Below are 24118 nucleotides of genomic sequence, written 5' to 3'. Positions count from 1 at the left end.
CTGGGATTGCCATGTCGAATCTGCCTGGGAGCGTGTTTCGAGGTGAGGCAGATCCGACAGCACAACCCCAGAACCCCGATGTTTCTCCAGCCCGCTGGGATTGCCATGTCGAATCTGCCTGGGAGCGTGTTTTGAAGTAAGGCAGATCCGGCGAAGCGTTGTTGGGATTCTAGTGTTTCCCTAGGTCGCTGGGATTGCCGTGTCGAATCTGCCTGAGTGCGCGCTCCGAAGTGAGGCAGATCCGACAACACAACCCCAGAACCCCGATGTTTCTCCAGCCCGCCGGAGTCACCGTGTCGAATCTGCCTGAGTGCGCGATCCGCAACAAGGCAGATCCGGCGACGTGGTACTGGGATCCTGGTGTTTCCCCAGCCCGCTGGGATTGCCATGTCGAATCTGCCTGGGAGCGTGTTTCGAGGTGAGGCAGATCCTGCGAAGGGTTGTTGGGGTCCTGGTGTTTCCCTAGATCGCCGGAGTCACCGTGTTGAATCTGCCTGAGTGCGCGATCCGCAACAAGGCAGATCCGGCGACGTGTTTTTGGGGTCCTGGTGTTTCCCTAGATCGCCGGAGTCACCGTGTTGAATCTGCCTGAGTGCGCGATCCGCAACGAGGCAGATCCGACAACACAACGCCGGAACCCCGATGTTTCCCAGCCCGCCGGAGTCACCGTGTCGAATCTGCCTGAATGCGTGTTCCGGAGTGAGGCAGATCCTGCGACGTGGTACTGGGATCCTGGTGTTTCCCCAGCCCGCCAGTACCACCGTGTCGAATCTGCCTGAGTGCGCACCCCGCAACAGGGCAGATCCGAGCGTGAACTATTGCGAGCGGTTCCGCATTTCCGGGTTGTTGTGGTGTGTAGCGAATGGGCGTTGTGTTGTTGTTTGGAGTGTTGTGGCGGTGGCGCTGTGTACCTGATGCTGGGGTGAGTTGCTTCATTCTTTAAGATGAGCGGTATGACTGAACAACGCCGTGCTGACAAATTGCCCGCGCAATGGGATCCGAAAGCTGTTGAAGCGACTCTTTATGATGAGTGGGTAAGCCGCGGTTACTTCACTGCCGACGCCGCGTCTCAGCGCCCTGCGTTTTCGATTGTGCTGCCGCCGCCGAACGTGACCGGCCAGCTGCATATGGGGCACGCGTTAGATCATGTTTTGATGGATACCATTGCTCGCCGCAAGCGCATGCAGGGTTTTGAGGTGTTGTGGTTGCCTGGCATGGATCACGCGGGCATCGCCACCCAGTCGAAGGTTGAGGCGATGCTGAAGGAAACGGAGGGGAAGGACCGTTTCGATTACACGCGCGAAGAGTTTGTAGCCAAGGTGTGGGAGTGGAAGCGGAAGTATGGTGGCCATATTAGTGGGCAGATGCGTGCGCTTGGCGACTCTGTGGATTGGTCCCGTGAACGTTTTACGCTTGATGAGGGCCTGTCCCGCGCCGTGCAAACGATTTTCAAAGAGTTGTTTGATCGCGGGTTGATTTACCGGGCGAATAGGCTTGTGAACTGGTCGCCGAAATTGGAAACCGCCGTATCCGATATTGAGGTGGTGTACAAGGATGTCGAAGGCGAGCTCGTGTCTATTCGTTACGGTTCGCTCGATGACTCCGAGCCGCACGTGATCGTTGCCACCACCCGCGTGGAAACTATGCTTGGCGACGTCGCGGTGGCCGTCCACCCAGACGACTCCCGCTACGCCGGGCTTGTGGGCAAGCACTTGCCTCACCCGTTTATCCCGGACCGTCAGATGATTGTGGTTGCGGATGATTATGTGGATCCCGAGTTCGGCACGGGCGCGGTGAAAATCACCCCGGCGCATGATCCCAATGACTATGCTCTTGGCCTGCGCCACGGCTTGGATATGCCCACCATGTTGGACGCTACTGGTCATGTTGCGGGTACGGGTACCGAGTTTGATGGCATGGATCGCTTCACTGCGCGTGTGAAGGTGCGGGAGGCGTTGGCGGCGCAGGGTCGCATTGTGGCGGAGAAGCGCCCGTATGTGCATTCCGTTGGCCATTCCGAACGCTCTGGCGAGCCGATCGAGCCGCGTCTTTCCGAACAGTGGTTTGTGAAGGTGGAAAGCCTGGCCAAGATGGCCGGTGATGCGATCCGTGAAGGTGATACCAAGATCCACCCGGCGTCGCAAGAGCCGCGGTACTTCGAGTGGGTGGACAACATGTATGACTGGACGATTTCCCGCCAGCTCTGGTGGGGACATCGTATTCCAGTTTGGTATGGGCCCGATGGCGAAGTCGTGTGCGTCGGCCCAGACGAGCAGCCCCCGGCGGGGTATGTGCAAGATCCGGACGTCTTGGATACGTGGTTCTCTTCTGCCCTGTGGCCGTTTTCTACGATGGGTTGGCCGGAAGCTACCGCGGATTTGGCTAAGTTCTATCCCACCTCGGTGCTTGTCACGGGTTACGACATTTTGTTCTTTTGGGTTGCGCGCATGATGATGTTCGCTACTTTCGCGGCCTCGCTGCCCGATTCGCCGCTGGGGCTTTCGCCGGAGGGCCGCCCGCAGATTCCGTTCCGCGATGTTTATTTGCATGGCTTGTTGCGGGATGAACATGGCCGCAAGATGAGCAAGTCGCTGGGCAATGGCATCGACCCGATGGATTGGGTGGAGCGCTACGGTGCTGATGTGTTGCGCTTTACGTTGGCCCGTGGCGCGAATCCTGGCGTGGATTTGCCTGTGGGGGAGGATGCTGCGCAAAGCTCCCGCAACTTTGTCACCAAACTGTTTAATGCCACAAAGTTTGCGTTGCTGAACGGCGCTGAGGTTGGGGAGCTGCCGGAGATTGCTCAGCTGACGGATGCGGACCGTTGGATCCTCGATCGCTTGGAGGCTGTGCGCGCCCAAGTGGACGATTACATGGACCGCTACCAGTTCGCTAAAGCTTTTGAGGCGTTGTACCAATTCGTGTGGGGTGAGGTTTGCGACTGGTACCTAGAGATTGCCAAGGTACAAATTCCTCGCGACGCCGCGACCGCCACTCCGGCCGAATTGGAGTGCGGCGCCCATACTCGCCTGGTGTTGGGCCATGTGTGGGACAACGTGCTTCGCTTGCTGCACCCTGTGATGCCGTTTGTTACTGAGACATTGTGGCGTGCGCTTACCGATGGGGAATCCTTGGTGGTTTCTGATTGGCCCAAGCCGCGCGAACCTCGCGCCAACGATGACGTGGCGGCGCGCCGCATGGCGGACCTAGAGAAGCTAGTTACACAGATCCGGCGTTTCCGTTCCGATCAGGGTGTGAAGCCTTCCCAGAAGGTTCCTGCGCGCGTCGATTTTGTTGCGGCGGACCTCGTGGAGCAAGAGGCGATAGCCCGCTCGCTCGTTCGGATCGAGGAGCCGGGGGAGGGCTTTGTGCCGTCCGCAGCTATTGAGGTGCGCTTGAGCCAAGGCACGGTGGTGGTGGAGTTGGATACCTCCGGCACTGTGGACCTTGTCGCCGAGCGTAAGCGCCTAGAAAAGGACCTCGCCGCGGCGAAGAAGGAGCTTGAAGGCACCGGGAAAAAGCTGGGCAATGAGGCGTTTTTGGCGAAGGCGCCGGAAGCTGTGGTGGCCAAGATTCGTACCCGCCAGCAGGTCGCACAGGAAGAGTTCGATCGTATTACCGCTCGCCTGGAGGAGCTGGGTTCATGATTTCGTTCGACGAGGATGGGCTGACGCTGCCGTTAGGCGAGAGCGAGCCGACGCCACCGTCACTGGAAATCACCCCGGAAGATTTGCAGGAACTTGCGGTGGTGGAGGCGGAGCTGGATCAGCGGTGGTCGGAAACCAAGATTGACCCCACGTTGGACCGTATGAAGTTGCTCATGGATTTGCTGGGCAACCCAGAGCGTTCCTTTCCCGCGATTCACGTGGCAGGCACCAACGGCAAAACTTCGACCGTACGCATGATCGAATCGCTGTTGCGTGCGTTTCATCGGCGCACCGGCCGCACGACGAGCCCGCACCTCCAGCTGGTTACCGAACGTATTTCCATTGATGGGGTGCCGTTGCATCCGCGCGACTATGTGCGCATTTGGCGGGAGATCAAGCCCTATGTGGAAATGGTTGATGCGGAATCCGAACGTCAGGGCGGGCCACGGATGAGTAAGTTTGAGGTGCTTACCGCCATGGCGTACGCGGCGTTTGCCGACGCCCCCGTCGAAGTCGCCGTCGTTGAAGTCGGGATGGGCGGGCGTTGGGACGCCACCAATGTGATTAATGCGGATGTCGCGGTGATCACCCCGGTGGGAGTTGATCACACCGATTACCTTGGCGAGTCGCTTTCTGAGATTGCTGGCGAAAAGGCGGGCATTATTAAATCCCGTTGGGATGTCAATGACCTGCTTGCGCCGCCGGATAACGTGGCAGTGGTCGCCGAGCAGGAACCTGAGGCGCTTAAGGTGATCCTCGAACAAGCTATCAAAGTGGATGCGGCGGTGGCGCGGGCAGGTTCGGAATTCGGCGTGGTCGAAGCCGGCATCGCGGTTGGCGGGCAGCAACTCAATCTGCGTGGTCTCGGCGGCGTTTATGAGGACATCTTCCTCCCGCTGTCCGGAGAACACCAAGCACGAAACGCGGCCTGTGCCCTCGCCGCCGTCGAAGCCTTTTTCGGCGCTGGGTCGGGGCGCATGTTGGATATCGACACCGTGCGTCAAGGCTTTGCCACCGTCCAATCCCCAGGTCGACTCGAACGTGTACGCGCAACGCCGACGGTGTTTGTCGACGCCGCGCATAACCCGCATGGCGCCCGAGCCCTCGGCGCGGCACTCGAGCGTGATTTCGATTTTCGCCGGTTGATCGGGGTGGTGGGGGTGCTCGGCGATAAGGATGCCCGCGGCGTCGTCAAGGAATTGGAGCCGTATCTCACGGAGGTGGTGTGTACGCAGACCACCTCGCCGCGAGCTTTGCCCGCCGAGGAGCTTGCGGAAATTGCCCGCGAGGTTTTTGGTGAGGAGCGCGTACACGTGGCGGATCAGCTGCCCAACGCTGTCGCCCTTGCGGTGTCGCTGGCCGAGGAAGTTTCGGATTATGGTGAACCTGTATCAGGATCCGGCGTGGTGATCACAGGTTCGGTTGTTACCGCCGGTGAAGCTCGCACACTCTTTGGAAAGGATCCCGCATGAGCGAGTCCACTCAGCCAGTGGAATACGGCCCGCTTGGGCCCGGGCACGCGCCGGACAAAGACCCCATGAAGGGCTTGCGTGGGGTGATGGCGGGCACGTTGGTGATGGAGGCAATCGCAATCCTGCTCGTGCTTACCGTCATCGCACGCGTGGACGATGGTGTGTATTGGACCACGCTGAACTGGGGGTACGTCACCGCCGTCGGGATTGCCATGCTGGCTGCGGCGTTTGTGCAACGCCAGCCGTGGGCGATCTGGCTGAACCTCGCCCTTCAGGTGTTTGCTGTGGCTGGGTTTTTCGTGCATTCGTCGATGGGCGTGATGGCGCTGATTTTCGCCGCGGTGTGGTGGTACATCCTGCACCTGCGCCGCAACCTTATCGAACGCATGAGGCGAGGGTTGCTGACTACCCAGCACACGTAGGTGCCTAGGACTCCCGGGTTGTTGAAGGTTCCCGTTCGGCCGGGTGGTCGAACACGCTGATGGTGGTGTCGTCCATAAGCACCACATCGTCGCTGGGTAGGCCGCGGCGTAGCCCCTTGCTGCGGAAGAAATCGGGGCTGCGCAACCACGTGATAGCTAACACAACCAAGCCGCTGACCAGCACGAGCACGCCCAAGATAAACACGAGGCCAACGCCGAACAGTGAGGAACCGGAACCATAGCTTGGATCCATGGCGTCGTAGGAAGTTTGTACGAAGAATATCAGTAACAGTACGCCGCCAATTAGGGGGCAAATCAGCTGGTTGATTAGCGTTTTCGGGGTGCGCCAGCTTTCCTTCCGGAAATACCACACGCAGGCGAATGCGGTGATCGCGTAGTAGAAGCACACCATCATGCCTAGCGCGGTAATCGTGTCCCACAACACCGCTTCGCTGATCACACGCATGATCGCATAGAAGGCGAAGGAGATGCCTGCGGCCACCCACGTCGCCACATCCGGCGTTTGGTGCTTTGGGGAAATATGTGCGAAGCGTTCCGGCAGTGCCTTGTAGTATCCCATGGCGAGTAGGGTGCGCGCCGGGCTAATGAATGTGGATTGCAGCGAGGCGGCAGAGCTGCCCAGCACTGCGAGGGACATGAGAATCGCGAGTGGTCCCATGACTGGGCCGGCGAGCTTGGCGAAAATATTGGCCTGTATTGCCTGGTTGCCCAGTCCGTATTGGCCGTCGCTGGTGCCGGAAAAGCTCACAGTTGCGAACGCAATCAATTGGTACAAAAAGACGATTACCAAGATGGTTGCAGTAGCCGCGCGTCCCGGCGTGGAATGTGCTCCTTCTGTTTCCTCGCTCATGGTGAGCACCACATCCCAGCCCCAGTAAATAAACACCGATAAGGCGATACCCGCGGCGAAGGCAGAGAAACTTTCCACGCCGAAGGGGTTGAGCCATTCCAGCGAAATTGGCGTGGGATCGAACGCTTGGCCGGTGTTAGTTTTGTATAGCGCCATGCAGCTAAACAGCACCAGCACTACGAGCTGGAAACCCACCAACGCGTATTGCAGAGTTTTGGTGGTGTCCATCCCGCGGTAGGAAATATAGGCCGCGATCACGATAAACACGAAGCAAGTGGCCACGTTGACGCCAGTGTGGTTGGCTAATTCCGCCACCTCCGGCTTGCCGAATATTTGGGCGAGTAATAGATAGAAGAAGGACACGGCGATGCCGGCCAAATTGGACAGCACTAGTACGGTGGCGGCGAGCAAGCCCCAGCCGCCGAGCCAGCCGATTACCGGCCCGAATGCGCGCGTCGCCCACGTGAACGTAGTGCCGGAATCCGGCATGGAGGCGTTGAGTTCGCGGTAGCCGATAGCTACGAGAAACATGGGGATAAAACCCACGAGGAAGATTGCGGGTAGGTGTTGGCCAACCTCGCTCGCCGTTGGCCCCAATCCTCCCGAAAGTGTGTACGCGGGTGCGATGCAGCTAATGCCGATGACCGCCGCCGAAATCATGCCTACCGAGTTGCTGGATAGGCCTTTTTGTACAAAGGAGTCACTCATGGCGAACCTCCGTGGTTTATGGTGTAGTCTCGCGGCACCACGATCATGGGTACCTCCAGCTCACGCAGGATTTTCATGGATACCGCCCCGAGGAATACTGTGTGGGACGTGGCCACCCGTGAGGACCCCACAAACAGCAGATCCCCGTCGCGCCACCCGACGCTGCGGACTGCCTCCGTGACGTCTTCCCCTTGCCCAATTTCAATAGCAACATCCAACGTGATGCCGCTGTCATCGACAGCTTTTTCGAGTACTTCTTGGGTGTGGGCGAGTGCCGAGTCACGGTCGGTGGTCAACGCCACCAAACGGAGCGGCAACTCGGCGTGCTCCGCGAGACGTAATCCCACAGTGACCAGGGATTTCGAGCCTGGGCGTCGGCCCACCGCACAGTTGAGGCGGTGGATTCCGGTGCTGCGATATCCGCGCGGCGCCAACGCTACGGGTACCGGCGAACCGTACAGCAAATCCTGCGCCACGCTGCCCAGCCGATGCCGCTTCAACGGGCTTGTCGACGCCGCGCCCACCACGATCATGTCCGCGCCCGTATTGCGGGCGGTGCGCACTAAACCTTGGCTGGTGGAGGCGGCAGATACGAGGTGACCAGTGGCTGAAACATCCGCAGGGATCATCTCTAAGGCGGTTTCCAGCCACTTGAACCCTTGTCGAATGAGGATATTATCGTTCGTACCTGTGGGCGGGTACTCTTGGCTGAATTCATTGTGGTGGCGCAGTACAAGTACCACATCCAGTTCGAGGTTCAGGCCACGGGCAAGGTCCACGCCGGCGGTGATGGCATCCACGCCGGTGGGGGTCGCCTCATAACCGACAATGCATTTCATCGATGCTCCCGTAGTAGTTCGCTCACAGTGGCGGCGGCTGCGTGGCCCATGCGGATCGCGCCGTCGACATGCTGGTATCCCTCGCCGGCGATATCGGCGCACGCAAAATGGATCCGATCCACGGGAGTGGTGTTGTAGCGGCCGAAGCGGCTGAGCCCGCCTAAGTCGTAGGAAGCGGCGTAGGCACCGCGCGTCCATTCCTCCGAACCCCAGTCGGACTCGTAGTAGGCCACCGGGTGTTTCGTCTCTTCGCCGAGCATGTCCGCCATGGCCGCGAGGATGGTCTCCTTGCGCTGGTCTGCACTGAGTTTGAACATTTCATCGGCTTTCTCGTCGGAGACGAAACCGACGAGGGTGCCGCGTTGATCGCCGTAGTTGGTGTTGTCGTAAATCTCCTGCACCAAGTGCGCGGCGGAGAAACAGGTGCCGGATAAGCCTTTGTCGCGCCAGAAGGGGGTGTCATAGGTGGCGTGCACTTTAATCACCAAACCCATGGACTGGTGCTGGTGCATGAGGTGCTGCAAGCGCGGCATTTCCGGCACGTAGCTGATGCGATGGTACAGCGTCGGAGGTACCGCCAAAATGACGTATTGCGCGCGTACGGAAATGTCGTTGTCGGCGTACACCGTGACGTAGTTCGGGTTCGAATAGTTGATCGTTCGAACGGGGGAGGCCAGGGTGATGTGTTCGAGCCCGATACGGTCGGCGAGGGTGAGGGATACTTTTTGCATGCCGCCGATGACACGGGCGTCGAGAATGAAATCCTCGTCCACGAGGTGAGAGAAACTGCCTGCCGACGCCGCCATGTGCACCGCCTGCAGCGCAGAAAACGCGTGCGCTGGCTTGGTGAGCATGCCGCCAGCGATAAACAGGCCGATATTATTGCGGGCCTCTTCATCATCGCTTTGTTGTTCGAGCCAATGCTTGAAGCTGACCGTGTCCAGCTCGCGGGCCTGGGGATGCTCCCAGGGCGCTGCCGGATCCATGGCGGCCGTCAAGCCGTCCAGAATTTTGATCAGGCGTTCGATCTCCTGCTGGGTTTCGGGGGCGCACGGGAAAATATCGCCGGTGTAGCGGCGAACCTCGCCGTTGGGGGCGAGGTAGATGGATTCACCTTCGCGGTACCGTTGGTAGGTTTCCAAGCCGAGCTCAGCAAGCAGAATTTTCAATTCGGTTTGGTCGGGGGAGACCCACTGGCCACCGATTTCGTACCAGGCGCCGTTCATGACGTCGCTGCGGGTGCGGCCCCCAACGCGATCGCGGGCTTCTAACACGTGTACGGACAGGCCTTCTTGTTGCAGTCGATACGCTGCGGCGAGGCCGGCGGGCCCGGCGCCGACGATGGCAACATCTACAACGTGATTTGGTTCAGACATGTGTGTGCATTCCTTTTGGAGTTAGTGGGCAACCATGACGTGCTTGATGCGGGTGTATTCCTCCACGCTGTATATGGAGAGGTCCTTGCCGTAGCCGGAGTCCTTGAACCCGCCGTGCGGCATTTCGCCGACGATCGGAATGTGGCAGTTCACCCACACGCATCCGAATTCAAGTTCGCGGCTGGCTCGTTCTGAGGTATGAACATTCGAAGTCCACACGGAGGAGGCGAGTCCGTAAGCGACGTCGTTCGCCTTCTCTAACGCGTCGTCGAAAGTTTCGAAGGTTTGCACGGTAAGCACTGGTCCGAAAATTTCTTCCTGGATGGCTCGGTCGTCTTGGCGCAGTCCGGTAATCACGGTTGGTGCGAGGTAGAAGCCCCGGTCGCCCGCACGCGTACCGCCAGTTCGAATAGTTGCGTGACCGGGGAGCTCTGCGAGCACGCGCTGCACTTTTTCAAAATGCTTGGCGTTGTTCATGGCGCCGTAGAACGCACCTTCATCGGTGGGGTGCCCGGGCCGTAGCTTTTCGGCCTCGGCAACGAGCAAGTCAGTAAACGTTTCCGCCACATCGTGCTGGACAATGACGCGGGTGGCGGCGGTGCAATCCTGCCCGCCGTTGAACAAACCCATGGCGGCGATGGTTTCCGCCGCGGCTTCCAAATCCGCGTCGGAGCATACGATTACCGGCGCCTTACCCCCGAGTTCCAAGTGGCTGCGCTTGAGGTTTTCGCCAGCAGAGCGCCCAACGGCGCGGCCCGCGGGGACGGAACCGGTGATGGCTGCCATGCGTACCAGCGGATGCTCGACGAGCAGGGCGCCGGTGCTGGCGTCGCCAAGAACCACATTTACTACGCCAGGGGGCAGGATTTCGCCCATGATTTCCGCCAGTTTCAGCGTAGAGCTGGGGGTGGTGTCTGAAGGCTTGATCACAATGGTGTTGCCGGCGGCCAGCGCCGGGCCGAACTTCCACACCGCCATCATCAGCGGGTAGTTCCAAGGGGTGACTTGCGCAATGACGCCGAGCGGTTCGCGGCGAATCGAGGAGGTGTGCCCCTCCATGTATTCCCCGGTGGAGAGGCCGTTGAGCATGCGCGCCGCGCCAGCGAAAAAGCGGACTTGATTCACGCCGGCGAGGACTTCCTCGGACTTGACCATGGCTACCAGTTGGCCGGTTTCCTCACATTGGATCTCGGCAAGCTCGTCCGCGTGCTGTTCCATGGCGTCGGCGATTTTGAGCAGATACTCCTGGCGTTCCGAGGGGGTGGTCCTGTGCCAGGTGGTGAAAGCTTCTGCGGCGGCTTCGACGGCGCGGTTGACGTCCGATTGATCGGAAATGGGGCTGATGCCGATCTCCTCCTCGGTGACCGGGCTGATCAGCGTGAGGTTTTCTGTGCCATTGGCTTCGCAGAATTCGTTGCGAATGAAGTTTTGTTTACGCGAGTGGGACATGGGATGCGCTCCTACCGTGGGTGTGAGAGTGAGGTAGCACCAACCGAGCAGCCGAAAAGAGTGTGCCCGTTCACCTGCAACGGTCGACTGTTACCTGCGTTACATGTTGGCCATGGTGCCTGTCACAGCACTGATGCGTCTTTAGTCGCCGCGGCGAATTTTTCGTCCCATATTGTCCACTTTGGAGATTTACCTGTTGGCGGGGTAATGACCCGCAACGTACGCAAGGTAAGTTATGAACCATGACTGAACGTACCCTGATTCTGATCAAGCCGGACGGTGTCGAACGCGGCCTCGTCGGCGAAATTATCGCCCGCATCGAACGCAAGGGCCTGAAACTGGTCGCCATGGACCTGCGCGTCGCCGATAAAGCCACCGCTGAAAAGCACTACGCCGAGCATGTAGACAAGCCGTTCTTCGGTGAACTGGTCGACTTCATCACCTCCGCCCCCTTGGTCGCCGGTGTCGTCGAAGGCCCCCGCGCCGTGGAAGCCTGGCGTCAGCTCGCTGGCGGCACCGACCCAGTTGGTAAAGCAACCCCCGGCACCATTCGTGGCGACTACGCCCTCGAGGTGGCTTCCAACGTGGTGCACGGATCCGATTCCACCGAATCCGCAGCCCGTGAAATTGCGATCTGGTTCCCAAGCCTCTAACGCGTCGCCGCCGTGCGCGTGACTGCCGCCCCGCCCCGGGGCGGTTTTTCATTTCCTGTTTTTCATTCGTGTGTTCGTTTGACCTGCGCATGGCCACATAAGGTGTCCCCCGCATAGGGGTGCGCTGCGGTGGTGTTGCCGAGCCGGCGTGTGCGGGCGAAGAGGCGGGTACTGCACTGTCAAAGGGGAATGCGTGCGCCACCGGGGTGGCGATTTGGCCACGCTGGACACTGCGAACGCCCCGCAGTGTGAAACAATAGTTTTGGCGAGGCGTTTCAGCGCCTTGCGTGAAGCTTGAAAAAGTTCATTCCCTGTGCGGCTCGCGATCTAGGTTTGTGTGCCTCGCGCCCGGGGAAGTTTTGCATGCGTGGTTAAAGGAGAAACGGTGGCTGACACCACTGGAAATAATTTGAAGAATTTTGATCGCTCCCAGCTAGGGGCTAAAACAAGGGTGCACGCATTGGCAAAGATGCTGGGCGTGCCATCCAGAAAACTTGTTATCGAACTCGACCGACTTGGGCTGGTCAAAGTCGCCCAGTCTACGTTGAGCCTGTCGGAGGCAAATTTATTGCTCGACGCGCTCACCCCATCCGAGGAGCAACCCTCGACGGAGGCCGTCGAGCCAAGCAGCAAACCTGCGGACAAGGATCGCAAGGACGCGCCGAAAGCGAAGGCTGGCAAGGGCGCAAAGGCGAAGAAGGCGGCGCCGAAATCCAAGGCGAGCCAACCTGAACACGATGAACCTGCCGCCAGTGACGAACCGGAGCCTCACGATGAGGAAACCAGCGAAGAACAGCAGAAACTTCGCCACCGGGTAGAGAAAAACGTTGCGAACGAGATCCGCCAGATTGAACGCAAGGTTGATCAGAAGCTGGAGGATTTCGCCGCGGCGGTTGAGGAAGAACAGCAGGCTGAACTCCTCGAGGACGTGGTGCCGGACATCACCCCAGTGCCCGCGGACGGTCCTAACTTTGTCACGCCAATTTTTATGGCCCCTGAGGGCGAAACTCCGGCGAAAACCACTCTCTCCCCGCCCGCCGAGGATGCAAGCGAAGATAGTGTCGAAGACGGAGCCCGTCGCAAACGGCGCGGTCGGCGAGGTAAAGGGCGCGGGAGGGGCGCCGTCGATACTGACGTTGTGGTGGAGGAAGAGCCCTCGCCCGAGCCGGTAGCGATTAAAGGTTCGACTCGTTTGGAGGCGCAACGTCGGCGTCGGGCAGACCGCCGCGAAGAGAACCGCAAGAAGCGTCACATTGTCAGCGAGGCAGAATTTTTGGCGCGCCGGGAATCCGTGGAACGCTCCATGGTGGTGCGGGAACGGCAACGCACCGACGCGGCAGGTTTGATTACCCAAGTCGGCGTGGTGGAAGACGACTTGCTCGTTGAGCACTTTGTCACTTCGGAATCGCAAACCACCATGGTGGGAAATATTTACCTCGGCCGAGTGCAAAACGTGTTGCCCAGCATGGAAGCCGCGTTTATTGATATCGGCAAGGGGCGCAATGGCGTGCTCTATGCCGGCGAGGTGGATTGGCGCGCCGCGGGCCTCGGTGGACGCGCCCGCCGCATCGAACAAGCGCTCAAATCTGGTGATCAGGTGCTGGTGCAGGTGACTAAGGATCCAGTGGGGCACAAGGGTGCGCGGCTGACTACCCAGATTTCCTTGGCGGGCCGCTTTTTGGTGTATGTTCCCCACGGCAACAGCGCGGGTATTTCCCGGAAATTGCCGGAGCCGGAACGCCGCCGCTTGAAGGAGATTTTAAAGGAAATTCTCCCCGCGCAGGGCAGCGCCATTGTGCGCACCGCCGCCGAGGGAGTTACCGAACAAGAGATCGCCGCAGACGTTCGCCGGCTGCATAGTATGTGGGAACACATTTCCGAACGCACCGAGGAGGAAAAGGCGAGCAAAGGTGCGAAACCGGTGACCATGTATGAGGAACCGGACATGCTGGTCAAGGTCGTGCGTGACCTGTTTAACGAGGATTTCACCCGTCTTATCGTCCAAGGTGAGCGCGCGTGGAACACGGTGCATTCTTACGTGCAGTCCGTGGCGCCGGATTTGATGCCGCGCCTAGAGCGCTACGAGGTTGCGGACCACGACGGTGAAGACGTGTTCGCGCACTACCGCATCGATGAGCAGTTGGCTAAGGCGTTGTCGCGGAAAGTGTGGTTGCCGTCGGGCGGCACGCTGGTGATTGACCGCACCGAGGCGATGACCGTGATCGACGTGAACACTGGCAAGTTCACCGGTTCCGGCGGCAACCTTGAAGAAACCGTCACGCGCAACAATTTGGAGGCGGCGGAGGAGATTGTCCGCCAGATGCGATTGCGCGATCTGGGCGGCATGGTTGTGGTGGACTTCATCGATATGGTGTTGCCGGAAAACCAGGATTTGGTGCTGCGGCGACTGACTGAAGCGCTGGGCCGTGACCGCACCCGCCACCAGATTTCGGAGGTTACTTCCCTTGGGCTGGTGCAGATGACGCGCAAGCGGCTGGGCACCGGGCTGCTGGAAACGTTCTCCACGGAATGCGAACATTGTGGCGGTCGAGGGATTATCCTGCACGAAGATCCCGTGGACGGCCAAGAACCGCGCACCACGCGGCGGAAGTTCGCGTCGACGACGCGGCACGTGCAACCGGTGGGCGAGCACCCCGCCGCAACGGCGATGCACCGTGCGGAAGGCGAGGAAGACAAGAAACCGACCATCGAAGAGCTCGCCGCCGCGGTGGTTATCGCCGAGGATGACGACGTCCGCGAGCACAAACAAACCTACGAAGAAGCGGTTGCTGCGTTTGAGGCGTCCCCGCGTCGGAAGCGATCCACCCGAGGCAATTCCCGTTCCGATCGGCGCCCCGACCCCGCGGACTTTGTCGATGTGGACAGCGCCCCAGAATCCGACTCGGAGTCGGTCACGGAAGCGGTAGAAGAAGTGATCGAAAAGCGGCGGCGCGGTCGACGCCGGGCGGGCACGAAGCGTCGCAACGAGATCGCTCAGGTGCGGGAGGAAGATACGGCGGAGGAGCCGCGGCGTCGCCAAGCGTCTGATGCGGTTGCCGAACATGTCGAAGCCGTCGTTGAAACATCCATTCGCCGCGGCCGTAGGCGGGCGGTTCGCCGCAGCCAAGCGAGCGCCGCAACTTCCAAGCGGGAACGAGTCGCCGAGCCGGAAGCACAACCCGCACCGGCCAGCCGCGTACGTTCGTCACGCGGGCGGCGGCGAGTAGTTCGGAAATCCTACCGATCAAACTAGGCGGTTTGGTGTTTATACCCTGCAAGGGGTAGGCTTCGAAAGTCGCAGTTTCAGGCGGGGTTAACCCCTCGCCGAGGAACGCAAAATGCAGTAAGACAGTAAATTCAGGCCACTGCTTGATTGAAGTGCGGTGCCTGACCCGAGTTTATAGATAAAGGGGTAGCCCTCCTATGTACGCGATCGTCAAGACCGGCGGCAAGCAGTACAAGGTTGCCGAAGGTGACCTCGTCAAGGTCGAGAAGATCGAGGGTGAGCCGGGTGCGTCCTTGGCCCTCACCCCGGTTCTGCTCGTCGATGGCGCCGACGTAACTTCCACCGCCGACAAACTCGCAAGTGTGAGCGTCAACGCCGAAATCGTTGAGCATGTCAAAGGCCCGAAGATCCGAATCCTGAAGTACAAGAACAAAACCGGTTACAAGAAGCGCCAGGGTCACCGTCAGCCCCTGACCGTTGTCAAAATCACCGGCATTTCCAAGTAAAAGCCGGCACAGGCTGAATATATTTTCCAAAGGAGGGAAATAGACAATGGCACACAAGAAGGGCGCATCTAGCTCCAATAACGGTCGCGATTCCGAGTCAAAACGCCTTGGCGTGAAGCGATTCGGCGGCCAGCAGGTGAAAGCCGGCGAAATCCTCGTCCGTCAACGTGGCACCAAATTCCACCCTGGTGAAAACGTTGGCCGCGGCGGCGACGACACCCTCTTCGCACTGAAGCCGGGCGCCGTACAATTCAGCGTCAAGCGCAACCGGAAGCTGGTCAACATCGTAGAAAACGAAGCAGCCTCCGCGTAGAAGCTCAATTCGAAAGCGCCGCCCCGCGAGAAATCGCACTTGGGGCGGCGCTTTTGTGTTCGAACGGTGGGGTTATTTGATGGGGTAGCCGGTGACGGGGCCGGCCGTATTGGGTTGCCAGCCGAGGGCGGGGGCGACGTGTTCGGCGAAGTTCTTTAAGATTCGGTAGTTTGCGTCCACGCCGAGTTGGTTGGGGATAGTGAGCATGAGGGTGTCGGCAGACATCACGGCGGCATCGTTCCGTAATTGCTCGATAAGCTGGTCGGGCTCTGCGGCGTAGGTACGACCGAACGTGGATGTGAATCCATCGATGCTGCCAACTTGATCGCGATCTTGGCGTTGGGGTCCGAAAAGTCGGCGATCCTCGTCGCTGATGAGGGGGAAAATGCTGCGGCTCACGGAAACGCGCGGAGTGAAGGGGTGGTCCCACGCTGCGCGGTACCGGCTGATTTGTTCGGCCTGTAGGTCGGCGAATGCTTCGCCGTTGGCTTCGGTTAACAGGGTGGAGCTCATCAGGTTGGTGCCCATGCGTGCGGCCCATTCCGCGGTTTCGCGGGTGGCGGCGCCCCACCAGATGTGTTGGCGCAGGGTGGGGGAGTGTGGCAAGACGGGCAACTTGATGCCAGGGCTGAAGTGTGTTGGGTCGGCAGGCGCCATGCCCTGCCCTTCGACAGCTTTGAGGAATTGTTCGAATTTGGCGCGCGCGATATCGGCGCCGCGAGGATCCGTCGAGCCGGTATAGCCGAACGATTCCCACCCGCGATGGGCTTGCTCTGGGGCGCCCCTGGAAACGCCGAGGGCGACGCGGCCATCGGCGAGCAGGTCTAGGGCGGCGGCTTCTTCGGCGAGGTAGAGGGGGTTTTCGTAGCGCATGTCGATGACGCCGGTGCCGACCGCGATGTGTTTGGTGCGCGCCGCAATGGCGGAGAGTAGGGGCATCGGTGCCGCCGATTGGGTGGCGAAGTGGTGCACGCGGAAATATGCACCGTTGACGCCGAGTTCGTCCGCGCGTTCGGCGAGTTCGACGGCGTCGTGGAGAACGCTGCGGGAGTCGGGGGAGCGGCCGGCAGCCAGGGTGTAGTGGCCGAAGCTGAGAAATCCAAATGCCTTCATGCCCCTCACAACACTGTTGACGTGTCAACTATTCCCAAGTGGTTTCCCCAGTGGCCAAATGCTATTATTAAGCGCTTTAGTATGTAGGGATTTAGGGAAGCTCATGTCGCGCTTTGTTGACCGCGTTGTTCTGCACTTGAAGGCCGGGGACGGCGGGAACGGGTGTGCATCTATCCATCGAGAAAAGTTCAAGCCGCTTGGGGGGCCGGATGGCGGCAACGGTGGACATGGCGGGGACATTATTCTTGAAGTGAGCCCGCAGGTGCACACGCTGCTCGATTTTCATTTCCGCCCGCACATGAAAGCCCAGCGTGGGGCTAACGGTGCCGGCGATCATCGCAACGGTGCGCGTGGGGAAAACCTCGTATTGCAGGTACCTGCAGGCACTGTGGTGATGAGCGAACAAGGCGAAGTGCTTGCCGATATGACCGCCGAAGGCATGCAGTACATCGCGGCTGCCGGTGGGCACGGGGGGCTTGGCAACGCCGCCCTCGCTAGCCGTGCACGCAAAGCCCCAGGGTTCGCACTGAAAGGCGAACCGGGCGAGGAGCATGATGTGGTGCTCGAGCTGAAATCCATGGCGGATGTCGGGTTGCTGGGGTTCCCGTCCGCGGGGAAATCTTCCCTGGTGTCCGCGCTGTCCGCCGCCAAGCCGAAAATCGCCGACTATCCCTTCACCACACTGCAACCGAACCTCGGCGTGGTAAACGTCGGCCACGATACTTTCACCATCGCCGATGTGCCCGGGCTGATTCCCGGCGCGTCCGAGGGGAAGGGCCTCGGCTTGGACTTCCTTCGCCACATCGAACGCACTGCCGTGCTCGCCCACGTGGTGGATGCGGCGACGTTGGAATCCGGCCGCGACCCCGTCTCCGATATTGAAGCGTTGGAAGCGGAGCTCGCCGCGTATCAATCCGCATTGGATGCGGATACTGGGTTGGGTGACCTGCGGGACCGTCCGCGGGTGATCATCTTGAACAAGGCGGACGTGCCGGAGGCCCGCGAACTCGCTGAGTTCGTCCTCGATGACCTCAAAGAAAAATTCGGCTGGCCGGTGTTTATTATTTCGACCGTGGCACGCCAAGGGCTTGACCCGCTTAAGTACAAGCTCATGGAGATCGTCAACGAGCATCGCCGCACCCGGCCGCAGCAAAAGGCCGAGCGAAAGATGATCATCCGGCCAAAGGCTGTGGCCGGTCAGCGCGAGTTTGTCATCGAGGCGGACCCCGAAATTCCGGGTGGTTTTATCGTGCGCAGCGAAAAAGCGGAGCGTTGGATCCAGCAAACCGACTTTGAAAACGATGAGGCTATCGGCTACCTCGGCGACCGCTTGGCCAAGTTGGGGGTGGAGGAAGCCCTCGCGAAGGCGGGCGCCCAAGAAGGCTGTACCGTGACCATCGGTGAGCTGTCGTTTGATTGGGAGCCGACAACCATCGCGGGCGTGGATACGCCCCTTACCGGCCGGGGAACAGACGTTCGCTTGGAGCGTCGGGAACGCACCTCCGCATCCGAACGTAAACGCGCATCGCAGGTGCGCCGCGGTTTGATCGACGAATACGACTTCGGCGAAGGCCAAGTCGCCGACCGCGAACGCTGGGAAGGCTAGCCGGTGGTCTAGGCGCTCAAGCTGAAGCGCCACGCGAAGGAGCGAACACCTCCAGCTACGAAACCATTCACGGTTACCTTTACCGTGCGTGGTTTCGAACTTTTAATGCTGTTAACGACGCCGCGATTGCGCGAGCACCAATCAACCGTTCGGCGCTTGGCTGTATTCGGCTCGCTCCATGCCCGTTGAGCCTGGGCGATGTGCCGGTGCTCGCTCGCTAGCGGATTATTGGTTTGGAACGGGGGGGAATGGTTATATTAACAAAGAGCAACATAATTTTGACCTGAATCTTGTCATGTTGTTTTTATCGTGAGCCGTTCAACATCCCAAACAACTTTTTAGAGGTACATGATCATGAATGAAGCAGGATACAGAGATAATAATGTGCTGTTGAAGTGCGACGATGTCGGTATGGTGTTCGGGGAGAAAGTTGCGTTGAACGGGGTTTCGTTTCGTGTGAAGCCGGGGGAAAAGATTGCGCTGTTGGGGCCAAATGGGGCGGGGAAATCCACGCTGATTGAAACGTTGTGTGGGCTGCGCTTGCCAACCACTGGCACTGTTTCGTTTATGGGTGCCCGCCCGACGAGCGACCCGCACCGTCTCAAAGAGCGGGTGGGTCTCATGCTGCAAAAGTGGACCGACCACGGTGAGTGGACCGTTGAAGAGTTTTTGGCCTATCTCCGCTCTGCCTATGAATCGGCGACTGTGAATCGTTGCGAGACGTTGGTCCAACAGCTGGGGTTAGGCGAATTGATGCGGCGGCGGTTGGCAAAACTTTCCGGCGGGGAACGTCGCCGGGTGGATGTTGCGGCGGCTCTCATGGGGGACCCCGACGTGCTGATTTTGGACGAACCCACCGCCGGGTTCGACGTGAGTATGCGGCGGAAGTTCCACGGCACCCTGCAATCCCTCACCGGTGAAAAGACGGTGATTTGGGCGACCCATGATTTGGTGGAAGCGGAGGCGGTGTGCAACCGGATCATCCTGCTGAATCACGGCCGCATCGTGGCGGATGGCAGCCCGCGCAGCCTGAGGGAAAAGTTTGATAGCGGTACGCGTGTTTCGTGGGTGGATGCGCAGGGGGATTACCAGGAAACGTGGACCGATGATCCGATACCCATGTTGCGCGAGTTGTTGAACACGCCAATTAGGGATCTAGAGGTGCGGCGCAGTTCTCTGGAAGACCTGTATCTAGAAATCGTTGAACACAAAAACTGAAAGCACGCGGTGATTGCAATGAGCATTACAGTTCAACCGAAAACGACCCGAAACGTCAAACAATTATTGCGCAGCGCTGTTGTTCGCAGCGGCGTAGAGATTCGCCACAAATTTCGTCCCATGGCGATTGTGCTGATTGCGTTTGCGCCGGTGGGGCTGCTTGGGTTACTCCTCTATTTTCGCGGAGACCTGCCGGGCGATGATCCCGCCTACGGCGCGGTCTTGGCCTCCCTGCCGGCAATTTCGTTGTCTATGACGGGGATGCTGACGGTATCTTCGCAGATCATGGTCGATCAGGAAAACGGCACTATTTTGCGCGCCAAGGTGTTGCCGTACGGTATGTCGAGCTACATTGCCAGCAAGGTATCATCCCTGTTTTTAGCCAATTTTCTCACGGTGTTGTTGCTATTCGTGGTCATGCACTTTTTCTCTAATATTGAGATTGCTGACCCGGTGCGCGTGTTTCTACTGGTATTCCCGCTGTCGTTGTTTGTGATGCTGAGTGTTGCGCCCATTGGGGTGTTGTTGGGGGCGATTTCGCCGAGCCAATTGTGGATGCTGCCGGTGATCTTTGTCGGGTACTGCATTTTGTCTATTTCGGGTGTGCTGTTTCCGATTGATCTGCTGCCGGATGCGGTAGCCGCGGTGGCGAAGGTGTTCCCGATTTATTGGCTTGGTGAGATTACTCGTCCGCTTCTTGATCCAAACGCGTTTGGTTCGGTTGAGTACAAATCGTTGCTGGTGCCTGTGTTGTGGTTTGTCGGCGGTTTGGCGTTTGCCCCGCGTGCGCTTTCTGTTCTTTCGCGCCGCCAGTCCGGCAGCCGCCTGGCGCAAATCCAGGGTCGTCGAGTGCGGCAGGGGTATTAGCCGATGTGCATTACCATGTACCCATGAGTTCTATGCTGCCGGTGACGCCGTATTTGCCTGATCAGTCCAATCGCAAAACGTCGAATGGTGTTCCGGCGAGTTTGCGGGAGCGCATTGCGCAGGCGAAGCGCGTGGTGGTGAAGGTGGGTTCTTCGTCGCTGACGGGTCCTGATTTTGTGGTGGACCCGGCACGCATTGATGCGCTTGTCGACGCCGTACAAACCCGCATGTCGGCCGGCTCTGACGTTGTTGTGGTGTCCTCCGGTTCGATCGCGGCGGGCATGGCGCCGTTAGGGTTGACGCAGCGACCGGTGGACCTTGCCACCAAGCAGGCCGCGGCGAGTGTGGGCCAGGTGCATTTGGCGCACGAGTGGGGGCGTAGTTTCGGACGTTACGGCCGGGTGACCGGCCAGGTGTTGTTAACTGCGGGTGATGCGGGTCGCCGTGATCGGGCCCGTAATGCCCAACGAACAATTGACCGATTGCGGCAGTTGCGTGCGGTGCCGATTGTGAACGAGAACGATACGGTTGCCACCACGGAGATGCGGTTCGGGGATAACGATAGGTTGGCGGCGATTGTTGCTCACCTTATTTCTGCGGACGCATTGGTGCTGCTCTCGGACGTGGACGGGCTGTACGATAAGAATCCCGCCGAGCCGGACGCGCGGTTTATTGCGGAGGTGCGCGACGGCAACGATCTTAAGAATGTGATCGCTGGCGATGGTGGCATCGTGGGCACCGGCGGTATGGCTTCGAAGGTTTCTGCGGCGCGTCTTGCGTCCCGCTGCGGCATTCCGGTGTTGTTGGCCTCCGCTGAGAGTATTGGTGCCGCGTTGGGGAGCGCGGATGTGGGTACCGTGTTTTATCCGAAGGAAAATCGGCTGTCGGCGTGGAAGTTTTGGGCGTTGTACGCCGCGGACGTTGCGGGCACGTTGCGTATCGACGCCGGCGCGGTCACCGCGGTCACTAGCGGCGGGAAATCACTGCTTGCGGTGGGCATCGAAAGCGTTGAGGGTGAGTTCCAGGCCGGGGAGATTGTGGAAATTGTGGGCCCAGGTGGGGAAATCATTGGGCGCGGCGAAGTCGCCTACGATTCCCCACTACTGGGCCGGATCATAGGCAAACACACTTCTGACCTGCCGGCGGGCATGCACAAGCCTGTTGTGCACGCGGATTACCTGAGCAACTACGCCTCCCGCGCCTAGCGTTGTTTGCTCGTTTCATTGAGCGGGTGAATATTGTCAAAGCCGGCTTGGTGGGTAGTAATTTGGAATTCCCCAAGCGGCGTTTGACAGATTAGCGCGGCGCTTTCCCCGGCGCACTGGACGTCGTCACGCGCGATGCTGACCGGGCCGGGCTGTGGGTTGTCTGCGAACGGTACTTGGGGGCGGGCGGTGCCGAGGTCGGTGAGTTCAGTGCCGATGCGGAATTGCCCGCTGAGCGCGTCTTTGGTTTTCGCGCCACAGATGATGAATGTGGGGTCTTCGGTGAGGCGCTGATTGCTGGGGATGAAACATGCGAGCTGCCCGCCGTCGGGGTCGCGCATCGCAAATTTGTGGCCGCGCATCCCGCCGAACTCGGTGGGAGTGCCGCCGCGCGGCTCCACCGCTGGGTCTATGGTGTACAACTCGCCGTCGGCGGTGTCCATGCGCACGCCGTTGCCACGGAACGTCTGTGTCTTCCCCTTTCCACGAATCGAACATTCGAGGGCCTTTTCGGAGACGGTGCACTGGGCGCCTTCATCTTCGATACGCGCGCCGACGGGCAGGATTGCGGGGAGGGCTTGGCGCTCCGCGGTGGCTGGTCGCCGCCGTTGTTCGTGGCGCACCCCGTTTGGGGTGAGCGTCACCTGGTGTTTTTCCTGCTGGCATTCTATGTGGGCGTCCCGAAGCGTGCAGTGGTGTCCGAATCGGGTGAGGAACTGATCGCCGTGCCAAGCGACTGTTACCGGTGTTGCGGGGGTGGTCGTGGTGCTGGCTGGGCTCGCCTGAAGGTGTGCGCTACATGCGCCGATAAACATCACACTGGCGGCTATCACAAGGGTTGAGCGCATGAGCTTGGGTCCTTTCTGCAACTACACCCTCCAGCGTATCTGCCAACCACGTGCTGTGGGGTGCACGCTACACTTGTGCCCATGAGTGACGCGCGACAACAACAACGGGACGAGGTGCTGGCCAAGGCTCGCGCCGCCAAAGCCGCCAGCCGGGTGGTTGCCACACTAACGACGGATGCCAAAAACCAGGTATTGGTTGCCGCGGCGGATGCGTTGGTGGCGCAAGGTGAACGTATTCTGGCCGCAAATGAGCTGGATATTCAGGCGGGGCGGGAGCGTGACTTCGCGGCTTCGTTGTTGGATCGGCTGGCATTGGATGATGAGCGTATTGCGGGCATCGCCGGCGGGTTGCGTCAGGTGGCGGCCCTGCCGGACCCGGTCGGAGACGTCCTGTCTGGCAAAACCCTGCCCAATGGGATTCGCATGCAGCAGGTTCGGGTGCCGCTCGGGGTGATGGGCATGGTGTATGAGGCGCGCCCGAATGTGACTGTGGACGCGTTTGGGTTGGCGCTGAAATCCGGCAATGTGGCGTTGTTGCGCGGATCGAAATCGGCGATGCATTCGAATGCTGCGCTGGTGGAGATTTTGCAGGAAACCCTTGCTCAGCACGATCTTCCGCGGGAGGCCGTGCAATTGCTTCCCTGCGAAACTCACGATAGCGTGCAGGATTTGATTACCGCTCGGGGTCTTGTGGACGTGGTGATTCCCCGCGGCGGTGCCGGGCTTATCGAGGCCGTGGTGTCCAACGCCACGGTGCCGACGATCGAAACCGGCACCGGAAACTGCCACTTTTATATTGACCATGATTGCGATCTTGAGCAGGCGATCGGGTTGCTGCTCAACGGTAAAACCCGCCGCGTGAGCGTGTGCAACGCTACCGAGACCGCGCTTCTCGACGCCGCGCTTGACGACGCCGCGAAGCTCAAAGTGGTGCAAGCGTTGCAGGCCGCGGGGGTTGTGGTGCATGGCGACGTCGCCGCGCTCGCGGCGTTTGGGGCGAGTGATGTGGTGGCGGCGACGCCGCAGGATTGGGGGGAGGAATACCTTTCCATGGACATCGCGGTGGCGGTTGTGGCCGGAGTGGACGGCGCAATCGAACACATTGCGCGGTGGAGTTCGGGGCATACGGAGGGCATTGCCACCCGTGACATCGGTACGGCCCAACGCTTCGCCGATGGGGTGGATTCCGCGGCGGTGATGATCAACGCGTCCACGGCGTGGACCGATGGGGAACAGTACGGTTTTGGCGCGGAGATTGGTATTTCCACGCAGAAGCTGCATGCGCGTGGTCCCATGGCGCTTCCCGAACTCACGTCGAGTAAATGGGTGCTCACTGGTAATGGGCACATGAGGCCATAAAAGTTTACTGAAACCTCCACAAACCCCCTAGCTTTTTGCTTCAGATGCGCGTTACCCTCGCCCCATACGTTCAGCCGCGAGTGGAAGGACGAGGGATGCGCACGCAACGTGAAACCACGACTCAGACTCGACAAGGAATTCGAATATTTACGGTGCTCACGGGGCTGACCGTGCTACTGATCCTCGCTTGGCACATTATTGACGTGTTTTTCGCCGTTGGGGTCCCCACGTATGACCTCGTGCTGGGCGCCGCGCTGTTTGGTGTGTTTCTCGGTGGGATTTACCCCGGTTTCCTGGGGCGGCAAAGTCTTGGCGGTACGGTTGCCGCTTGGATCGGTGGAAGCCTGCCCCTTGGCATCGCGCTCGGGTTGAGTGCGGCGTATCTGATTTGGGTGTTGGGATAGCCGGGTACAATTCTTT

Annotated in this window: 19 protein-coding genes; 13 read left to right on the top strand and 6 right to left on the bottom strand. The window is 59.8% G+C overall.

Annotation, left to right across the window (positions count from 1 at the left end):
* Window positions 1–953: 953 nt before the first annotated feature.
* The 3 genes from Q4D83_RS02435 to Q4D83_RS02425 are packed head-to-tail and all read left to right on the top strand — an operon-like array spanning window position 954 to window position 5541.
* Window positions 954–3647 carry a valine--tRNA ligase gene (locus Q4D83_RS02435; protein ID WP_303172641.1) on the top strand — a complete coding sequence of 898 codons (2694 nt, stop codon included), beginning with the start codon at window positions 954–956 and terminating at the stop codon, window positions 3645–3647.
* Entirely contained in the window at window positions 3644–5119 is a 1476-nt protein-coding gene (locus Q4D83_RS02430; protein ID WP_303172639.1) for a folylpolyglutamate synthase/dihydrofolate synthase family protein, read from the top strand. Before Q4D83_RS02435 ends, Q4D83_RS02430 begins: the two co-directional genes overlap by 4 nt.
* Window positions 5116–5541: a DUF4233 domain-containing protein gene (locus tag Q4D83_RS02425; protein ID WP_303172638.1), complete on the top strand. Its 426-nt coding sequence runs from the start codon at window positions 5116–5118 to the stop codon at window positions 5539–5541. Before Q4D83_RS02430 ends, Q4D83_RS02425 begins: the two co-directional genes overlap by 4 nt.
* A 4-nt stretch (window positions 5542–5545) precedes the next feature.
* On the opposite strand, the gene Q4D83_RS02420 is transcribed toward Q4D83_RS02425, so the two are convergent.
* Genes Q4D83_RS02420 through Q4D83_RS02405 form a run of 4 tightly spaced genes read right to left on the bottom strand, consistent with a single transcriptional unit; the run spans window position 5546 to window position 10784 of the window.
* Window positions 5546–7120 carry an APC family permease gene (locus tag Q4D83_RS02420; RefSeq protein WP_303172637.1) on the bottom strand — a complete coding sequence of 525 codons (1575 nt, stop codon included), beginning with the start codon at window positions 7118–7120 and terminating at the stop codon, window positions 5546–5548.
* A complete protein-coding gene (locus Q4D83_RS02415; RefSeq protein ID WP_303172634.1) occupies window positions 7117–7959 on the bottom strand; it encodes a universal stress protein in 843 nt (280 codons plus the stop codon). Before Q4D83_RS02415 ends, Q4D83_RS02420 begins: the two co-directional genes overlap by 4 nt.
* A complete protein-coding gene (locus Q4D83_RS02410) occupies window positions 7956–9335 on the bottom strand; it encodes an NAD(P)/FAD-dependent oxidoreductase (RefSeq protein WP_303172633.1) in 1380 nt (459 codons plus the stop codon). The genes Q4D83_RS02415 and Q4D83_RS02410 overlap by 4 nt, the downstream gene beginning before the upstream one ends.
* A 21-nt stretch (window positions 9336–9356) precedes the next feature.
* Window positions 9357–10784, bottom strand: coding sequence for a gamma-aminobutyraldehyde dehydrogenase (locus Q4D83_RS02405; RefSeq protein WP_303172632.1), 1428 nt, complete (start codon window positions 10782–10784; stop codon window positions 9357–9359).
* Window positions 10785–11026: 242 nt separating this feature from the next.
* On the opposite strand from Q4D83_RS02405, the gene ndk reads away from it, so the two are divergent.
* The 4 genes from ndk to rpmA all read left to right on the top strand — a co-directional run bounded on the left by ndk (window position 11027) and on the right by rpmA (window position 15482).
* Window positions 11027–11437, top strand: coding sequence for a nucleoside-diphosphate kinase (ndk, locus tag Q4D83_RS02400; RefSeq protein ID WP_303172630.1), 411 nt, complete (start codon window positions 11027–11029; stop codon window positions 11435–11437).
* 385 nt (window positions 11438–11822) lie between these two features.
* Entirely contained in the window at window positions 11823–14690 is a 2868-nt protein-coding gene (locus Q4D83_RS02395; RefSeq protein WP_303172629.1) for a translation initiation factor IF-2 N-terminal domain-containing protein, read from the top strand.
* Window positions 14691–14860: 170 nt separating this feature from the next.
* A complete protein-coding gene (rplU, locus tag Q4D83_RS02390) occupies window positions 14861–15169 on the top strand; it encodes a 50S ribosomal protein L21 (protein ID WP_303172627.1) in 309 nt (102 codons plus the stop codon).
* 46 nt (window positions 15170–15215) lie between these two features.
* Window positions 15216–15482, top strand: a complete 267-nt coding sequence (gene rpmA / locus Q4D83_RS02385) for a 50S ribosomal protein L27 (protein ID WP_303172626.1) — start codon at window positions 15216–15218, stop codon at window positions 15480–15482.
* A gap of 72 nt (window positions 15483–15554) precedes the next feature.
* On the opposite strand, the gene Q4D83_RS02380 is transcribed toward rpmA, so the two are convergent.
* Window positions 15555–16595 carry an LLM class flavin-dependent oxidoreductase gene (locus Q4D83_RS02380; RefSeq protein WP_303172624.1) on the bottom strand — a complete coding sequence of 347 codons (1041 nt, stop codon included), beginning with the start codon at window positions 16593–16595 and terminating at the stop codon, window positions 15555–15557.
* Between the two features lie 103 nt (window positions 16596–16698).
* On the opposite strand from Q4D83_RS02380, the gene obgE reads away from it, so the two are divergent.
* From obgE to proB, 4 genes are all read left to right on the top strand, one after another.
* A complete protein-coding gene (gene obgE / locus Q4D83_RS02375) occupies window positions 16699–18201 on the top strand; it encodes a GTPase ObgE (protein ID WP_303172623.1) in 1503 nt (500 codons plus the stop codon).
* Window positions 18202–18555: 354 nt separating this feature from the next.
* On the top strand, window positions 18556–19419 hold the full coding sequence (locus tag Q4D83_RS02370; protein ID WP_303172621.1) for an ABC transporter ATP-binding protein: 864 nt from the start codon (window positions 18556–18558) through the stop codon (window positions 19417–19419).
* An 18-nt stretch (window positions 19420–19437) separates the two neighbouring features.
* The gene (locus Q4D83_RS02365) at window positions 19438–20286 is read left to right on the top strand and encodes an ABC transporter permease (RefSeq protein WP_303172620.1); all 849 of its coding nucleotides are present in this window, start codon (window positions 19438–19440) and stop codon (window positions 20284–20286) included.
* 23 nt (window positions 20287–20309) lie between these two features.
* Window positions 20310–21491, top strand: coding sequence for a glutamate 5-kinase (gene proB, locus Q4D83_RS02360; protein ID WP_303172619.1), 1182 nt, complete (start codon window positions 20310–20312; stop codon window positions 21489–21491).
* Here the strand turns inward: proB and Q4D83_RS02355 are convergent.
* Window positions 21488–22339: a hypothetical protein gene (locus tag Q4D83_RS02355; RefSeq protein WP_303172617.1), complete on the bottom strand. Its 852-nt coding sequence runs from the start codon at window positions 22337–22339 to the stop codon at window positions 21488–21490. The genes proB and Q4D83_RS02355 overlap by 4 nt on opposite strands.
* Before the next feature lie 81 nt (window positions 22340–22420).
* Here Q4D83_RS02355 and Q4D83_RS02350 point away from each other — a divergent pair, with 81 nt between their 5' ends.
* A complete protein-coding gene (locus Q4D83_RS02350; protein WP_303172616.1) occupies window positions 22421–23698 on the top strand; it encodes a glutamate-5-semialdehyde dehydrogenase in 1278 nt (425 codons plus the stop codon).
* Window positions 23699–23793: 95 nt separating this feature from the next.
* Window positions 23794–24102 (top strand): hypothetical protein, encoded by a 309-nt coding sequence (locus Q4D83_RS02345; protein WP_303172614.1) that lies wholly within the window; start codon window positions 23794–23796, stop codon window positions 24100–24102.
* The last annotated feature ends 16 nt before the right edge of the window (window positions 24103–24118 follow it).

The sequence above is a fragment of the Corynebacterium sp. genome, assembly GCF_030532715.1.
In the GTDB taxonomy this organism is placed as follows: domain Bacteria; phylum Actinomycetota; class Actinomycetes; order Mycobacteriales; family Mycobacteriaceae; genus Corynebacterium.
This window is presented reverse-complemented; position numbering and strand designations above follow the sequence as displayed.

Excerpts from the sequence above, each read along its gene's own strand:
- Q4D83_RS02435 (WP_303172641.1), top strand. The coding sequence starts at position 954 with ATGACTGAACAACGCCGTGCTGACAAATTGCCCGCGCAATGGGATCCG.
- Q4D83_RS02430 (WP_303172639.1), top strand. The coding sequence starts at position 3,644 with ATGATTTCGTTCGACGAGGATGGGCTGACGCTGCCGTTAGGCGAGAGC.
- Q4D83_RS02425 (WP_303172638.1), top strand. The coding sequence starts at position 5,116 with ATGAGCGAGTCCACTCAGCCAGTGGAATACGGCCCGCTTGGGCCCGGG.
- Q4D83_RS02420 (WP_303172637.1), bottom strand. The coding sequence starts at position 7,120 with ATGAGTGACTCCTTTGTACAAAAAGGCCTATCCAGCAACTCGGTAGGC.
- Q4D83_RS02415 (WP_303172634.1), bottom strand. The coding sequence starts at position 7,959 with ATGAAATGCATTGTCGGTTATGAGGCGACCCCCACCGGCGTGGATGCC.
- Q4D83_RS02410 (WP_303172633.1), bottom strand. The coding sequence starts at position 9,335 with ATGTCTGAACCAAATCACGTTGTAGATGTTGCCATCGTCGGCGCCGGG.
- Q4D83_RS02405 (WP_303172632.1), bottom strand. The coding sequence starts at position 10,784 with ATGTCCCACTCGCGTAAACAAAACTTCATTCGCAACGAATTCTGCGAA.
- ndk (WP_303172630.1), top strand. The coding sequence starts at position 11,027 with ATGACTGAACGTACCCTGATTCTGATCAAGCCGGACGGTGTCGAACGC.
- rplU (WP_303172627.1), top strand. The coding sequence starts at position 14,861 with ATGTACGCGATCGTCAAGACCGGCGGCAAGCAGTACAAGGTTGCCGAA.
- rpmA (WP_303172626.1), top strand. The coding sequence starts at position 15,216 with ATGGCACACAAGAAGGGCGCATCTAGCTCCAATAACGGTCGCGATTCC.
- Q4D83_RS02380 (WP_303172624.1), bottom strand. The coding sequence starts at position 16,595 with ATGAAGGCATTTGGATTTCTCAGCTTCGGCCACTACACCCTGGCTGCC.
- obgE (WP_303172623.1), top strand. The coding sequence starts at position 16,699 with ATGTCGCGCTTTGTTGACCGCGTTGTTCTGCACTTGAAGGCCGGGGAC.
- Q4D83_RS02370 (WP_303172621.1), top strand. The coding sequence starts at position 18,556 with ATGAATGAAGCAGGATACAGAGATAATAATGTGCTGTTGAAGTGCGAC.
- Q4D83_RS02365 (WP_303172620.1), top strand. The coding sequence starts at position 19,438 with ATGAGCATTACAGTTCAACCGAAAACGACCCGAAACGTCAAACAATTA.
- proB (WP_303172619.1), top strand. The coding sequence starts at position 20,310 with ATGAGTTCTATGCTGCCGGTGACGCCGTATTTGCCTGATCAGTCCAAT.
- Q4D83_RS02355 (WP_303172617.1), bottom strand. The coding sequence starts at position 22,339 with ATGCGCTCAACCCTTGTGATAGCCGCCAGTGTGATGTTTATCGGCGCA.
- Q4D83_RS02350 (WP_303172616.1), top strand. The coding sequence starts at position 22,421 with ATGAGTGACGCGCGACAACAACAACGGGACGAGGTGCTGGCCAAGGCT.
- Q4D83_RS02345 (WP_303172614.1), top strand. The coding sequence starts at position 23,794 with ATGCGCACGCAACGTGAAACCACGACTCAGACTCGACAAGGAATTCGA.